Consider the following 14970-nt stretch of genomic DNA (forward strand, 5'->3'; position numbering starts at 1 on the left):
TATATTTCTTCGATTTTGAGACTAAAGTTTAAAAAATCGGCTATAAGGGGTTCTCACATCAACCCTTGATCCGGCACCAACTCGACTTTCAGGACATTCATGCCCAAAACGCTGCGCCTCATTCTGGCAATCATCGTTATGATCAGTGCGGCTGCAATCGCAGCCATTACCGCACTGCCTTATATCGTATCGAGTGATGCTATCCGCATTCGCGTGGCACAGGAACTCAGCAGCTGGACAGGCTATACGGTGGAGTTGCGTCAGGCGCCGCAGCTGAAGTTTTTCCCGACCTTACGTGCTTCGCTCAATGATGTGGTTTTGAGCGATTACAGCGATGCCAGCACGAAAAAAGTCATGAGCGTCGAGCGTATTGATGTCGAATTATCGCCTTTTGATGCCCTGATCGGCCATATTTCTTTTTACGAAACGCAATTGGTGCGTCCTGTTTTTGATCTGGGCGAACCGGTGATTGACCCGCAGCAATTGCTGGAAGGATTGGCCAAATCAGACGGACGTCTGGGCGTTGCCATTCGCGCCGCCAAATATCTGATCACTGAGCAAAAAAGTGATGTGGAAACCCGCCAGCAAACATCTCAGCCTTTTGGCCGGATTATTGTGCGCGACGGCACCCTCACTTTCCGCAAATACGGCTCTGAAGTGGATGAAGTGGTCAATGGCATCAACGCCACGCTTAACTGGCCGCAAACCACGCAATCGGCGTCGCTAAAAGGCAATGCGCGCTGGAAAGATGAAGTCACGGAATTTGATCTTTCTGCACCCAATCCTTTGCAGCTTTTTGCCGGTGCAACCGCTGCTGTCACCGCCTCAATCACCTCCAAACCATTGGAACTCAGCTTTAACGGCAAGGCCAATATTTCCAGCGACTATATTTTTGAAGGCGCCATAAACGCCAAAACGCCGGATTTAAGCCGCACCATGTATTGGCTTGGCGCACCTGCTGCACCGGGCTCTGCCAATGTCGGCGCTTTGACGGTTGCCAGCAACTTAAGTGCTACACGCTCGCTCATCCGCCTCAATGATCTGGTGCTGGACAATGAAAATAATCCGGCCAAGGGCGTGATTGAATTTGTACCGCAAGCCCCGCGCCCTTCCATCAGTGGCACACTGGCTTTTCAGCACCTCAATTTTCGCGGGCTGATCAGCGCCTTTATTCCCCTGCCCGATAAGCGCGGCAATAATGCATTTTATGATTTTGAGCGCGGCGAGAGCGACAAGCGCGATATGATCAACACCGACTTTATGCAATTAGCAGAAGTTGATTTGCGCCTTTCCGCCCAGACAGCCAGCGCAGGCCCCCTCAGCATGAATAATGTGGCCGCCGCAGTGCAGGTGCGCAACGGACGGGCATTGTTTGATATTGGTGACGCCAAAGCCTTTAAAGGCAATGTCTCTGCCAGCGTGCAAATTCAGCGTGACCTGCAAGGCACCAATGCTGAATTGCGCTTTAACGGCAGCGATATCGACAGTACTGATTTTACCAAAGTGTTTGGTCTAAGCAGCGGCTTTATTTCTGCGCGCGGCAATATTGCCCTCATCATGAAAGCGCCGCTGACAAAATGGTCGAAACTGCCAACCAATGCCGATGGTGAAATCAGCATCAATTTCGGCAATGGTAAATTGCAAGGCTTCGACATTGATAATTTCATCAAAAATGCCAGTTCCGAGCGCTTTTTCGCGCTTGAGCGTAAAGAAAATACCGCGCTGAATTTTAAACGTCTGGACTTGCAGGCAGGGCTTGCCGATGGCGTTGCTACCTTCAACACCGCCAAGCTTGAAACCGAAAGCGGCACCTTGTCATTGGCCGGTATTGTACCGTTTCTTGATCGCTCCCTCGCCCTTTCCGGCACGCTGACTTTGCCGGTCAAAGAGGCCGAAAATCCGACCAATGCAGAAGGTACTGAAACAGAACAGGCGCCGGAAAAACCAGCGCCTGACATTCATTTCTTTGTTGGTGGTTCGTGGGATCGACCGTTTATCTCACCCATGAACAAGCCTTAACTTGATCCCTTAACCGGCTTGATAAACCGCCCGCTCGTCACGCTGGCGCTGCACTTCGCGGCGCTTGTTGACGATTGACGCGATGATCACACCCGTTGTTACCAATGCAATGAGGATCGTGCAGATTGCATTGATTTCCGGTGTCACACCAAAGCGCACCTGCGAATAAATCTTCATCGGCAAAGTGGTTGCACCCGGCCCCGAGGTGAAACTGGAAATAACCAGATCATCCAGCGACAAGGTGAACGCCAATACCCAACCGGATAAAACCGCAGGCAAAATAAGCGGCAAGGTGATTTTCATAAATGTTACCACCGGTGTTGCGCCCAAATCTTGCGCGGCCTCTTCCAGTGAACGGTCAAAGCTGATGAGACGCGACTGCACAACCACCGCCACAAAACACATTGAAAATGTGATATGCGCCAGCAGCAATGTCCAGAAACCACGATCAAGATTGATGGACACAAACAGCAGCAGCATCGACAGACCGGTGATCACTTCCGGCATCACCAGCGGTGCATAGACCATGCCCGAAAACAGCATCCGCCCGCGAAACCGCGTATAACGAGTGAGCGCCAATGCGGCCAATGTGCCAAGCACTGTCGCAATGGTTGCCGATAGCAGCCCGACACGAATGGTAACCCATGCCGCATCCATCAAAGCGTGGTTGTTAAAAAGCGTCACATACCATTTGGTGGAAAAGCCCGACCAGACTGTCACCAATCGGGACTCGTTGAAGGAATAAACCACCAACAGCACAATCGGCAGGTACAAAAATGCAAAGCCGAGGACGACAGAGACGATATTAAAACGTGACCATTTAGCGTTCATGATGTCAGCCCTTTTCCTGCATTCGCGCTTGTACCTTCTGGAAGATCATGATCGGTACAATCAGAATAAGCAGCAGAATGACCGCCACCGCCGATGCAACCGGCCAGTCGCGATTAGAGAAAAACTCGCTCCAGATGGTTTTACCAATCATCAGCGTTTGTGATCCGCCCAAAAGATCAGGAATAACAAACTCACCCATCGCCGGAATGAATACCAGAAAACAACCAGCCGCAACGCCGGACAGCGACAGCGGGAAGGTGATTTTCCAGAAAGCAGCCAGTGGCGGACAGCCCAAATCCTGCGCGGCCTCAATCAGCGAATGATCCATTTTTTCCAAGGCCGCATAAAGCGGCAGCACCATAAATGGCAGGTAAGAATAGACAATACCGATATAAATCGCTGTATCCGTGTTTAAAATGATCAAAGGCGTATCGATAATATTAGCCCAGATCAAAAACTGATTAAGCAAACCTTCCGGCTTCAAAATCGCAATCCACGCATAAACGCGGATGAGAAATGATGTCCAGAATGGCAGGATCACCAGCATTAGCAGCATAGGGCGATGTTTCAACGGGGCACGCGCAATGCCATAGGCCATCGGATAACCGATCAGCAATGTAAGCACCGTGGAAATAAACGCAATTTTCAGGCTCGACAGATAGGCTTTGTAATAAAGCGCATCTTCCATCAGCCAGAAGTAATTATCAAAAGAAAGCTGTTTCACCTTCGCCCAGATTTCAGCGAAACTGTCGGTGAAATTAAAGGCAGGCGCATAGGCCGGAATGGCCATCGCCACCTGTGAAAGCGATATTTTGAAGACAATAAAAAACGGGATCAGAAACAACACCAGCAGCCATAAATATGGCACTGCAATAACAAGACGACTGGTGAGACCTGTGATCAGTTTTTGCATGAGATCAGCCTCCTCAGGCGGTCAGCACCAGACCGGCATCGGTATCGAAAGAAACCCAGACACGGTCATCAAAGGCAAACGGATCATCGGTTTTGCGCACGGCATTCATGCTGGATGCTTTAATGGTAAAACCATTATCGAGACGCACATGAAAAACCGTCATATCGCCGAAATAACCGATATCCCACAATTCGCCTTCCACCGCATTAATGGAGCCATCTTGCGGTTTTTCACGCTCAAGACGGGTTTTTTCCGGGCGCACTGCATACCAGACCTTTTGCCCCGCGCTCAGATTTTCGCGCGTTTCAGTCGAGATTGTCAGCCCCAGTTTTTCCGCATGGATTTCCGCCATTCCATTGGCAGATTTTACCACTTCACCTTCAATCAGGTTCACATTTCCGATAAAGTCGGCAATGAATTTCGACTTCGGTGCTTCATAAACCTCTGCCGGTGTTGCCACCTGCATGATCTGGCCGGCATCCATAATCGCAATACGGTCAGCCATCGTCATGGCTTCTTCCTGATCATGGGTGACGATGATGAAGGTGAGCCCGAGCTTATATTGCAAATCCATCAGTTCAAACTGAGTTTCCTCGCGCAGTTTTTTATCCAATGCACCTAATGGCTCATCCAAGAGCAGCACTTTCGGTCGCTTGGCCACGGCTCGCGCCAAAGCCACACGCTGACGCTGACCACCCGACAACTGATGCGGTTTGCGCTTGGCAAATTTTTCCAGCTTCACCAGTTTCAGCATTTCGGCCACGCGATCATCCATTTCGGATTTCGCCATGCCGTCCTGTTTCAGACCAAAAGCAATATTGGCCTCAACGCTCATATGCGGAAACAAAGCATAGGACTGAAACATCATATTGACGGGACGTTTATAAGGCGGGATGCCGGTTAAATCCTGACCATCCAGCTTGATACGGCCGGAAGTCGGCTCTTCAAAACCGGCCAGCATCCGCAGCAAAGTTGATTTGCCTGAACCGGAAGCGCCCAGAAGAGCAAAAAACTCACGGTGAAAAATATTCAGCGACAGATCATCCACCACCGTGGTATCTGCAAATTTCTTCGTCACATTTTCAAACGAAATAAACGGCTTTGCTGCCGGATCACTCCATGGCGCAAATTTACGGCGAAAGCTGCCAAAAGATTCCATATTCTTCACCATATATCCGGTTCAACGGTCTTTTAAATTTCATACTGCCACCGGCCTGCCCAATGGCTGCAATCATCCGTTAAAGTGCTGATATTTAAAATAAATGTGACAGTTTCAAACTGGACACAGGATTTAAAAAACCGCCCCGTTTTTAACGGGGCGATTTCTGTTTGATTTTGTTACTGGCCGGTGACGATTTTTGTCCAGGCGCGTGTCACAAAACGCTGCGTTTTTGCGTCATATGGCGTTGGCACAAACAGCTTTTTCATCACATCTTCATTTGGGTAAACTTCCGGATCTTCCAAAAGTTCCTTACTCAAGAACTCTTCAGAAGCTTTGTTACCATTGGCATAGAAAACATAATCCGATGCTTTGGCGATAACTTCCGGACGCATCATGTAATCCATGAAAGCAAAAGCTTCATCAACATGTTTGGCATCGGCCGGAATAGCCATCTGGTCAAACCAGATCAAAGCACCTTCTTTAGGGATCGAATAGCCGATTTCCACGCCCTGACCTGCTTCTTCTGCACGGTCACGCGCCTGAAACACGTCACCGGAATAACCGACAGCCATGCAGATATCGCCATTGGCGAGCGCATTGATATATTCAGACGAATGGAATTTGCGGATATTCGGGCGGATGCTCAAATAGAGATCCTGCGCCTTTTCCAGATCAGCCTGATTAGGTGAATTTGGATCAAGACCCAGATAATTCAGCGCCGGACGCAGCATTTCACTGGCAGAATCCAGCAAATAAATACCGCAATCTTTGAACTTCGCCGATTTTTCCGGATCAAACAGCACGTCCCACGAGTCAATCGTATCGGTTCCTAAAATCTCTTTGACTTTGGCCTTATTATAACCAATGCCTGTGGTGCCCCACATATAGTTGACCGAATATTCATTGCCCGGATCGTAAACCGATGCGCGCTCCGAAATATCGTCCCACATATACTTCAGGTTAGGCAGTTTTTCCTTGTCCAGTTTCAGGAAAACACCAGCTGGAATCTGACGCCCCAAAAACTCACCTGACGGCACAACCAGATCATAACCGCTACCACCGGCCAGCAGTTTGGTTTCCAGAATTTCATTGGAATCGTAAACGTCGTAAACGACTTTAATACCCGTTTCCTTGGTGAAATCTCTCAGGATTGAATCGTCAATATAATCCGACCAATTGTAGATATTGACGACTTTTTCCTGCGCCATTGCCGGCAGAGCAGCTGCCATTACAAGCCCGGATAACGCACCAACTGTCAGAAGAAAAGGCTTCAGTCTCATAAGGCACTCCAGTCTGCATATTGTTAAATTATGCAGGTTAAAGACAACGAGATTATTTCTCTCGTCTACCTTTTTAGATAACTTAACTTTCGTCAACAGTAAGCTTTCGCACAAAGGGCAAAATCCATCCTTTCCGCGTAAGAAATTGGGGACAGTAAAGCAAAATAATCTGCCAGATGATATTTTTGCCGCATTAATATCCGGTGCAGCGTTTTTTACATGCCTATTGGAAGTCGAAAGCCGACAATCCGGAGACAGATTCATCCAATGCCAATGGCCTTGTCAAAGGTGGTTCAGCGCGCGCCAGACAGCCCTGACGCTCGCATAAACGGCATGCTGTGCCAACCGGCAAAACCCTGCCTGATGGCACCCCGCGCTGATAAATCACCCCTTCCCCTTCAGGCATTGAAATACCAAGCAAAACTGCGGTGCGGCGCGGCCTTTCATCAAAGCCCGCCTGCATGCCTTCAACCGTGCGGCTGATAGTCAGATAGCGGCTTTGATCTGGCATTTCTGCCATCTCTGTCAGCACCTGACCGGAATTGGCAAAACTGGCATAAAGCGCCAGCTTCGGGCACTGTCCGCCAAAACCGGAATGCGGAAAACCTTGCGCACCGATCCGCCTGAAAATATTGCCCGCATGGTCAATTTCCATCAAAAAAAACGGCACGGCCGATGCCCCTGTTTTTTGCAAATTAACCAGCCGGTTGGCGGCTTGCTGAAACGACACTTTAAAACGCGCGGCCAGCACATCAATATCATAGTGAACCCGCTGGGCAGTCTCACGAAAATTACGATAAGGCATCATCAGCGCACGCGCCGCATAGCGGGCAAGTTCCTGCATCATAATGCGCCGCGCTTCACGCGAGGATAGTTTTAAAGCTTCCGCTTCCGCAGTGATTGCCACCTGCATGCGCAACATCACCGCCTCACAGGCAATCTCCTGCAACTGATCCGTGAGCGGCAGACGCTCAGAAATAAACAAGCGTTGTGAATGGCGGTCATAACGGCGCCGCCAATCCGGCATGGTTGCAACCGGTAATGTGCGCACCGTAATGCCATGCTCCGTCCGCAGCCAGTTTTTTAAACCAGTTTGCAGATCGTCACCCGCATTCAATAATTTCAAAAAGGCATCCGCCTCTTCTTCCAGCGAAACATAATAATAAGGGTGGCGCGCCAGCACATCCTGCACTTCATCAAACGGCAAGCGTGTCGCGGTCAAAGATGTGGGGCGGCCATCTTTTGCCAGCATATCCGACAAGTCCGACAAGCGCTGGCGCTGTTCTTTATAAGCGCGGTAAAGCTTTATCACCCCAAGCGCTGCATTGGGAGCCGCCTCACCAATTTCAATCAGTTCCTGATCACCGGGCAATTCACCGCTCAGTAAAGGATCGGAAAATACTTCCTTTAATGCCGAAACCGTACTGCCGCTTTCGCCCTGCAACTGGTTGATGTCGAGCTGATAGACAGATGTTAATTTGAGCAAAATCTGCACGGTCAAAGGACGCTGATTACGCTCAATCAGATTGAGATATGAGGGCGAAATGCCAAGCGCTTCCGCCATTGCGGTTTGCGTCAGTTCACGCTCGTTGCGGATGCGCCGGATACGTGGTCCGGCAAAAATCTTACGCTCGCTCATCAACTCCCCCTTTGAGTTACGCGCAAGATTGACATGTTTTTACAAGATTGTGAAACGAAAAACTTATGACAATTTTTACAAATTTACAGCGCCACCCAGTCAAAGCTTTGACAGAGTTACTTCAATTATCTGGCTGTAATCGTGATTTTTCTAGCTGTTCAAAGCAGCGGTCTGTAAAAAAAGTAACAGACAGGCAAGCAATATTTCTTTTGCCTTTGACAAAGTTCATTCATGTGAGGAGACTAGAAATGACTGATTTTTACAACCTGATCCCATCCGCTCCAAAGGGTCGTTTTGACGGCATCAAACGTGCGCATAGCGCTGAAGACGTCAAACGCCTGCGCGGTTCTGTAGAAATCAAATATTCACTGGCAGAAAACGGTGCCAACCGTCTTTGGAAACTCATACACGAAGAAAACTTTGTTAACGCACTGGGCGCGCTTTCCGGCAATCAGGCCATGCAGATGGTTCGTGCAGGTTTGCAGGCAATTTACCTCTCCGGCTGGCAGGTTGCCGCCGATGCCAACACGGCTTCTGCCATGTATCCGGATCAATCACTTTATCCGGCCAATGCAGCACCGGAATTGGCCAAGCGCATCAACAAAACCTTGCAGCGTGCCGACCAGATTGAAACTGCGGAAGGCAAAGGCCTTTCTGTTGACACATGGTTTGCACCGATTGTTGCCGATGCAGAAGCCGGTTTTGGTGGCCCGCTCAATGCGTTTGAAATCATGAAAGCCTTTATTGAGGCAGGCGCTGCCGGTGTGCACTTTGAAGACCAGCTGGCATCAGAGAAAAAATGCGGTCATTTAGGCGGCAAGGTTCTTATTCCAACCGCCGCCCATATCCGCAACCTCAATGCGGCACGCCTTGCAGCCGATGTGATGGGCACACCAACACTGGTGATTGCACGTACCGACGCAGAAGCTGCCAAGCTTTTGACCTCGGATATTGACGAGCGCGACCAGCCATTTGTCGATTATGACAAGGGCCGCACCGTGGAAGGTTTCTATCATGTCAAAAATGGTCTGGAGCCATGTATTGCCCGCGCTGTCGCTTATGCCCCGCATTGCGATCTGATCTGGTGCGAAACATCAAAGCCTGATCTGGAGCAAGCACGCAAATTTGCTGAAGGTGTTCATAAGGCGCATCCGGGCAAGCTTCTGGCCTATAACTGCTCGCCGTCCTTCAACTGGAAAGCCAATCTGGACGATGCGACAATCGCCAAATTCCAGCGTGAACTGGGTGCGATGGGTTATAAGTTCCAGTTTATCACGCTCGCCGGTTTCCACCAGCTCAATTACGGCATGTTTGAACTGGCCAAAGGCTACAAAGAGCGCCAGATGGCCGCTTACTCCGAATTGCAGGAAGCTGAATTTGCAGCCGAAGCACGCGGCTACACAGCAACCAAACACCAGCGCGAAGTCGGCACCGGTTATTTCGATGCCGTTTCCATGGCGATCACCGGCGGCCAGTCTTCGACAACCGCTATGGGCGAATCCACCGAGCAGGCACAGTTCCTGCCCGCAGCTGAATAAGTTTTTAAAAGGGGAATAACAATGTCAACCGCTTCACCTGCACGCGTTAAAGAAAGAGCCGAGGAGCAATCCTCTTCCATGAATAACGACCAGCAGACAGTTATCCGCATGCTGGCCAATGATTTGCATCGCCTCAACTATGCAGTGATGAAAGCGGTTGATGCCGGTGTTTCTGTCGAGCTGATCCGGTCAGCGCGGCACCATGGCGGCGATGGCAACTGGGGCGATCTCCTCATCCCTGTCATCGTTTCAAAAAGTGCCTGATGAAACCTTGAATATGCCCTGAATACGCAACAAGCGGTTTAAGAAGGCACTTTACATCTAAGCCATGGAAAAACGGCTCCGGCAGCTTATCCCTGCCGGAGCTTTTCTTTTTGTTTTTCTTTTTATCGTCAAAAATTATTCATATTATTATTGCCACATCCCTATTTGTAAAACCCATGCGATAGGGCTATCATGCGGCTCTATAGTTCATATTTTGGTGACTAATGTCTGCTGATACACCTGAGAAAAAAATTACTAAGCCCACAACCAGACGCCGTACTCCGCCCCATGTCAAATCATTGCGCGGCGTTAAAAACTGGAAACAAGTTTCCGAATGGCTGGAATGGCGCGATATTGAAGATATTGAATGTATCACTCCGGATCAGGCCGGTGTTGCACGCGGCAAAATGATGCCGTCGAAAAAGTTTACCTCCAACACATCGCTGGCGCTGCCTTCTGCTGTTTTCATGACCACTATTTCAGGTGATTACCCTGAAGACGGTCACGGATTTGCCTATCCGGAAAATGACGGCGACCTGAAACTGGTGCCGGATTTATCGACCCTTTGCATCGTACCGTGGGAAACTGATCCGACAGCACAAGTCATCTGCGATCTGGTCAACCAAAACGGCAAAAATGTTGAATATACACCGCGCAATGTGCTGCGCAGTGTTGTTGCCGCTTATCACAAGCGCGGGTTAAAACCTGTAGTAGCACCGGAAATCGAGTTTTATCTGGTTAAGAAAAACCCTGATCCCGATTATCCGCTGACCCCGCCGGTCGGACGCTCTGGCCGTGCCATTGGCGGCGGACAAGGCTATTCGATTGCCGGCGTCAACGAGTTTGACGAGCTGATCGACGATATTTACCATTTCTCCGAAGCGCAGGGCTTGGAAATTGACACGCTGATCCACGAAGAAGGTGCGGCGCAGCTGGAGATCAACCTGCGTCACGGCGATCCGGTTGAGCTTGCCGATCAAGTCTTTATGTTCAAGCGCACCATTCGTGAAGCAGCGCTTAAGCACGATATGTATGCAACCTTTATGGCTAAGCCTATTCAGGGCCAGCCCGGCTCTGCCATGCATATCCATCAATCGATTGTCGATAAGAAAACCGGCCGCAATATTTTCAGTAATGAAGATGGCAGCGAAAGCGATCACTTCCTGCATTTCATTGGCGGCATGCAAAAACATGTGCCCAATGCACTGGTGATGTTTGCGCCTTATGTGAACTCCTATCGCCGTCTGACACCGGATGCTTCCGCACCGGTTAACGTCAAATGGGGTTATGATAACCGCACCACCGCTTTCCGTGTACCCCGTTCAGAACCGGGCAGCCGCCGTGTAGAAAATCGCATTCCATCCTCTGATGCCAATCCTTATCTGGCCTTGGCAGCGTCACTGGCCTGCGGTTTAAGTGGTATTATCAACCAGATCAAACCGGATGCGCCGGTTTCTACATCTGTCAACCGTAACGAGATTGAACTGCCACGCGGTTTGATTGAAGCGGTAGAACTGTTTGAAAACGACAAAGAGCTGCAAAAGTTCCTGGGCGAGTCGTTCATGACCACTTATGCCGCGATTAAACGTGCTGAATTTGAAACTTTCATGGAAGTTATCAGTCCATGGGAGCGCGAATATCTGCTTCTCAACGTTTAAAAGGTAACTACCACCCCATATATAAAAATAATAAAGCCAGAGAGGTTTTCATGGATAAATATCCGGTTTTGATACTCCTCTCTGGCTTTAATGCATGCCTTCCCAAAGCGGATACCAGTTTTGGGATAAGGCTATGCATAAAACCATTGATAGAGTGAGCGCAAAACGCTCTCACTGCTCTGCTTCACACGTCAGATTTATATTTGATACGATAACACTCTAACGGGACAGCCCGTATGTTGCAGCAAAATCAAAGCCCTAGCTCCCATTACCTTTCTCCGATCTCTCCGGGATTTTCCTGGTATGAAGCGAGTGTAGCCGAAAGGCCGGCCTATCCTGCCCTTGATGGTTCAAGGCAGGCCGATGTCGTTATTATTGGTGGTGGCTATACGGGACTTTCTGCCGCCTACCATCTGGCCAAAAGCGGCGTTGATGTGGTGGTGATTGATGCAGCGCGCTTTGGCGACGGTGCATCGGGGCGCAATGGTGGCCAGTTTGGCACCGGCCAGCGCTCATGGGCTGAAGATCTGGAAAAAGAATACGGCTTCACCCGTGCCAAAGCCCTGTTTGAATTGGCCGAAGACAGTAAGCCGCTGATTAAAAGCATCTGCGACCAGCACAATATTGATATTGAATATGCAGCGGGCCAGATGTCGGTTGCCCATAAAAAGCGCTATCTGAAGCAATATGAGCGCCATGTGGAACTGATGCAGACACGCTATAATTATCCGCATGTACGGATGATGGATGCACAGGAAACAACGGAAAAACTGGGTTCAAAACGCTATTACGGTGGCACTTATGATAGCGGCACCGGTCATATCCATCCGCTCAAATTACTGGTCGGTATGGCAAAAGTGGCGGCTCAAGCCGGTGCTTCACTGTTTGAAAACACCAAAGCATCAAAGCTTGAAAGTCAGAACGGACGCGTGACCGTCACGACAGACAAAGGCACCATCACCGCCAAACATTGTTTGCTTGCGGTCAATGCCCATGGCGGCTTGCTGGAGCCGGTGAGTGCCGCCCATGTGATGCCGATCCGCTCTTTCATGGGCGCAACCGTGCCGCTTGATGCTAAATATGGCGTGTTGCGTGGTGGTGAATCGGTGGATGATTCACGCTTTGTCGTGCGTTATTTCCGCCTTACCCAAGATGGCCGCCTGCTTTTTGGCGGACGTGAAGCCTATACGGCGGATAATCCGCGCGAAATCAGCACCCATATCCGCCGCCAGATTGCGGAAATTTACCCGCAACTGGCCGATATTGAAATCACCCATTCATGGGGTGGTTCGGTTGGCATCACTATGCCGCGCCAGCCTTTTGTGCGCGAAGTAATGCCCAATGTCATTTCAGCCGGTGGCTATTCCGGCCATGGTGTGATGCTTGCCAATCTGATGGGGCAGCTTTACGCTGAGAAACTGGCAGGCAAAGCTGAAAGACTGCAATTGCTGCAAGAGCTGAACATTCCGGCGTTTCCGGGTGGTCGCCGCTTCCGCTCACCGCTATTGTTTGTAGCGCTGTCGTGGTTTGCATTGATGGATCGTATTTAAAGATAATAACATGCCCCCTGTACATACTGAGCAACAAGCCGGAGACGATCAGGAAACAGATCAATATTGGCGGCAAAATCTGCTGGTGAGCTTTTTCGGCTCTTTCACCACAATCATCGCCATGACACTGCTTCTGCCTTTTCTGCCGCTCTATGTGGAACAGCTCGGCATCGAAGATCACGCACAAATCGTGCAATGGTCGGGCATTGCCTATGGCGCAACTTTCTTTGCCGCGGCGCTTGTTGCACCGCTTTGGGGGCGCATGGCTGACCGTTATGGCCGCAAACTCATGCTGGTGCGCGCCTCGCTCGGGATGGCTATTGCAATGTCCCTGATTGGTATGGCTACCAATGTCTGGCAGTTAGTGGCGCTTCGTTTATTTGCAGGGCTTGCCGGCGGCTATGCCTCTGGTTCCACCATTTTGGTTGCCACCCAAACACCTAAAGCACGCACCGCATGGGCGCTTGGTGTTTTATCCTCCGGCATTATGGCAGGTAATCTGGTCGGGCCATTGATCGGCGGCGCTTTGCCGCCAATCATCGGCATCCGCGCCACGTTTTGGCTGGCTGGCGGCGTGATTTTTATCACCTTTCTGGCAACCAGTTTTTTCATCCGCGAAGATAAAAAACCGAAAGAAAAACACAGCAAACAACAAGCCCGGCAGTCCGAAGGTGTATGGGCGCAAATACCCGACAAACGTCCGATCATCGCCATGCTGATTACCGGCACTTTGCTGATGGTTGCTAACATGTCGGTCGAACCGATTATCACGGTTTATGTAGCGCAATTGCTGGACGACCAGCGCTCGCTGACAATGATTTCCGGTGTGGTGATGGCGGCCGCAGCCTTGGGGAGTATTTTGTCTGCGTCAAAGCTTGGCAAAATTGCCGACCAGATCGGCCACACCAAGGTGATTATCGCCGCACTTGCCATTTCAGCGCTGCTGCTTATTCCGCAGGCTTTTGTAACTGAAAGCTGGCAATTAATAATTTTACGCTTCTTGATGGGACTGGCGCTTGGCGGCTTATTGCCCTGCATCACCAGCGTTATTCGTCATAATGTGCCCCACACCGTTTCCGGCAGTGTGTTAGGCTTATCCACCTCGGCGCAATATGCCGGACAGGTGATCGGCCCGTTAACCGGCGGTTTTATCGGCGGTCATTTTGGCATGCGTGCGGTGTTTTTAGGCACCTGCCTGATGATGGCGGCAGGTGCATTTTATAATTGGCATATTTTCGCTCGCACAAAGCAAGCTTAAATGCTGTAACCACCATCGACATCAATGGCAGCACCCGTGATGAAGGCCGCATCATCCGATGCCAGCCACAAAGCAGCATTCGCCACATCTGTTGGTGTCGACAAACGGCCAAGCGGGATTGTATCAATCAGCTCTTCGCGCGCCTGCTCTGTATCTTCTTTCAGGAAAAGTGGCAGTGTGCCACTGTCGCTTTCAACAGGGCACAGACAATTTACGCGGATTTTCTTTTCCGCCAGTTCCAATGCCATTGCCTTGGTTGCGCTAATAACCCAGCCTTTGGAAGCACTATACCATGCCAATCCTTTGCGCGGATGGCGCCCTGCCACCGAAGCGGTATTAATAATCACCCCGCCGCCCTGCTGTTCCATCAAAGGTGCCAAGGCAAGGGTCGAATAATAAATCGCCTTCATATTCACTGCACTGATGAGATCGAAATTATCTTCGCTCACTTCGGTCAGCGGCATGTTGCGATGGGTAAAACCAGCATTATTGACCATAATATCAATGCGGCCAAAGCGGTCATAAGCGGTCTGCATAATTTCTGCGACACTGTCTTTGCGCGATACATCCCCACGCACGGCAATTGCCTCTTCCGGCAATACACTCAAATGCCCGTTCAACTGTTTGGGATTTAAATCCACCAGAACTGTTTTGGCACCTTCTTCAGAATAACGCTTGGCAATGGCGGCACCAAATCCTGAGCCAGCTCCGGTAATAATTGCGACTTTTCCGGCTAACCGTTGCATAAACTTATCTCCTTGATGCCTCATGTAATAATTCTGACCGATTATGCAGCCAAATCACTTAACAACATCTATATTCGTCTCTATGGCTTTAAGATGAACGATAAAGGTAACT

12 protein-coding genes are annotated in these 14970 nt (G+C 50.1%); 6 read left to right on the forward strand and 6 right to left on the reverse strand.

Annotation, left to right across the window (positions count from 1 at the left end; translation table 11 throughout):
- Window positions 1-99 precede the first annotated feature (99 nt).
- Complete coding sequence (locus tag ABDZ76_RS02895) at window positions 100-2019, forward strand: AsmA family protein (RefSeq protein ID WP_343801040.1); 1920 nt, start codon at window positions 100-102, stop codon at window positions 2017-2019.
- Window positions 2020-2028: 9 nt separating this feature from the next.
- Here ABDZ76_RS02895 and ABDZ76_RS02900 read toward each other — a convergent pair whose 3' ends face one another.
- The 5 genes from ABDZ76_RS02900 to ABDZ76_RS02920 form a co-directional block, all read right to left on the reverse strand.
- A complete protein-coding gene (locus ABDZ76_RS02900) occupies window positions 2029-2850 on the reverse strand; it encodes an ABC transporter permease (protein WP_343801043.1) in 822 nt (273 codons plus the stop codon).
- 4 nt (window positions 2851-2854) lie between these two features.
- On the reverse strand, window positions 2855-3763 hold the full coding sequence (locus ABDZ76_RS02905; RefSeq protein WP_343801046.1) for an ABC transporter permease subunit: 909 nt from the start codon (window positions 3761-3763) through the stop codon (window positions 2855-2857).
- 13 nt (window positions 3764-3776) lie between these two features.
- A complete protein-coding gene (locus ABDZ76_RS02910; RefSeq protein WP_343801049.1) occupies window positions 3777-4922 on the reverse strand; it encodes an ABC transporter ATP-binding protein in 1146 nt (381 codons plus the stop codon).
- A 179-nt stretch (window positions 4923-5101) separates the two neighbouring features.
- Window positions 5102-6205 (reverse strand): polyamine ABC transporter substrate-binding protein, encoded by a 1104-nt coding sequence (locus ABDZ76_RS02915; RefSeq protein ID WP_374844520.1) that lies wholly within the window; start codon window positions 6203-6205, stop codon window positions 5102-5104.
- A gap of 223 nt (window positions 6206-6428) precedes the next feature.
- The gene (locus ABDZ76_RS02920; protein ID WP_343801052.1) at window positions 6429-7844 is read right to left on the reverse strand and encodes a helix-turn-helix domain-containing protein; all 1416 of its coding nucleotides are present in this window, start codon (window positions 7842-7844) and stop codon (window positions 6429-6431) included.
- 248 nt (window positions 7845-8092) lie between these two features.
- Here ABDZ76_RS02920 and aceA point away from each other — a divergent pair, with 248 nt between their 5' ends.
- From aceA to ABDZ76_RS02945, 5 genes are all read left to right on the forward strand, one after another.
- The gene (gene aceA, locus ABDZ76_RS02925) at window positions 8093-9382 is read left to right on the forward strand and encodes an isocitrate lyase (RefSeq protein WP_184220929.1); all 1290 of its coding nucleotides are present in this window, start codon (window positions 8093-8095) and stop codon (window positions 9380-9382) included.
- A 21-nt stretch (window positions 9383-9403) separates the two neighbouring features.
- On the forward strand, window positions 9404-9646 hold the full coding sequence (locus ABDZ76_RS02930; protein WP_343801059.1) for an SMc00767 family acetate metabolism repressor: 243 nt from the start codon (window positions 9404-9406) through the stop codon (window positions 9644-9646).
- Window positions 9647-9870: 224 nt separating this feature from the next.
- Window positions 9871-11304, forward strand: coding sequence for a glutamine synthetase family protein (locus ABDZ76_RS02935; protein WP_343801062.1), 1434 nt, complete (start codon window positions 9871-9873; stop codon window positions 11302-11304).
- A gap of 236 nt (window positions 11305-11540) precedes the next feature.
- On the forward strand, window positions 11541-12854 hold the full coding sequence (locus tag ABDZ76_RS02940; protein ID WP_343801065.1) for an NAD(P)/FAD-dependent oxidoreductase: 1314 nt from the start codon (window positions 11541-11543) through the stop codon (window positions 12852-12854).
- Between the two features lie 10 nt (window positions 12855-12864).
- Window positions 12865-14112 (forward strand): multidrug efflux MFS transporter, encoded by a 1248-nt coding sequence (locus ABDZ76_RS02945; RefSeq protein WP_343801068.1) that lies wholly within the window; start codon window positions 12865-12867, stop codon window positions 14110-14112.
- Here ABDZ76_RS02945 and ABDZ76_RS02950 read toward each other — a convergent pair.
- Window positions 14109-14858, reverse strand: coding sequence for a glucose 1-dehydrogenase (locus ABDZ76_RS02950; RefSeq protein WP_343801071.1), 750 nt, complete (start codon window positions 14856-14858; stop codon window positions 14109-14111). The two genes, ABDZ76_RS02945 and ABDZ76_RS02950, sit on opposite strands and share 4 nt — an antisense overlap.
- Between the last annotated feature and the right edge of the window lie 112 nt (window positions 14859-14970).

The organism is Paenochrobactrum glaciei (genome assembly GCF_039522165.1).
GTDB classification, from domain to species: Bacteria; Pseudomonadota; Alphaproteobacteria; order Rhizobiales; family Rhizobiaceae; genus Paenochrobactrum; species Paenochrobactrum glaciei.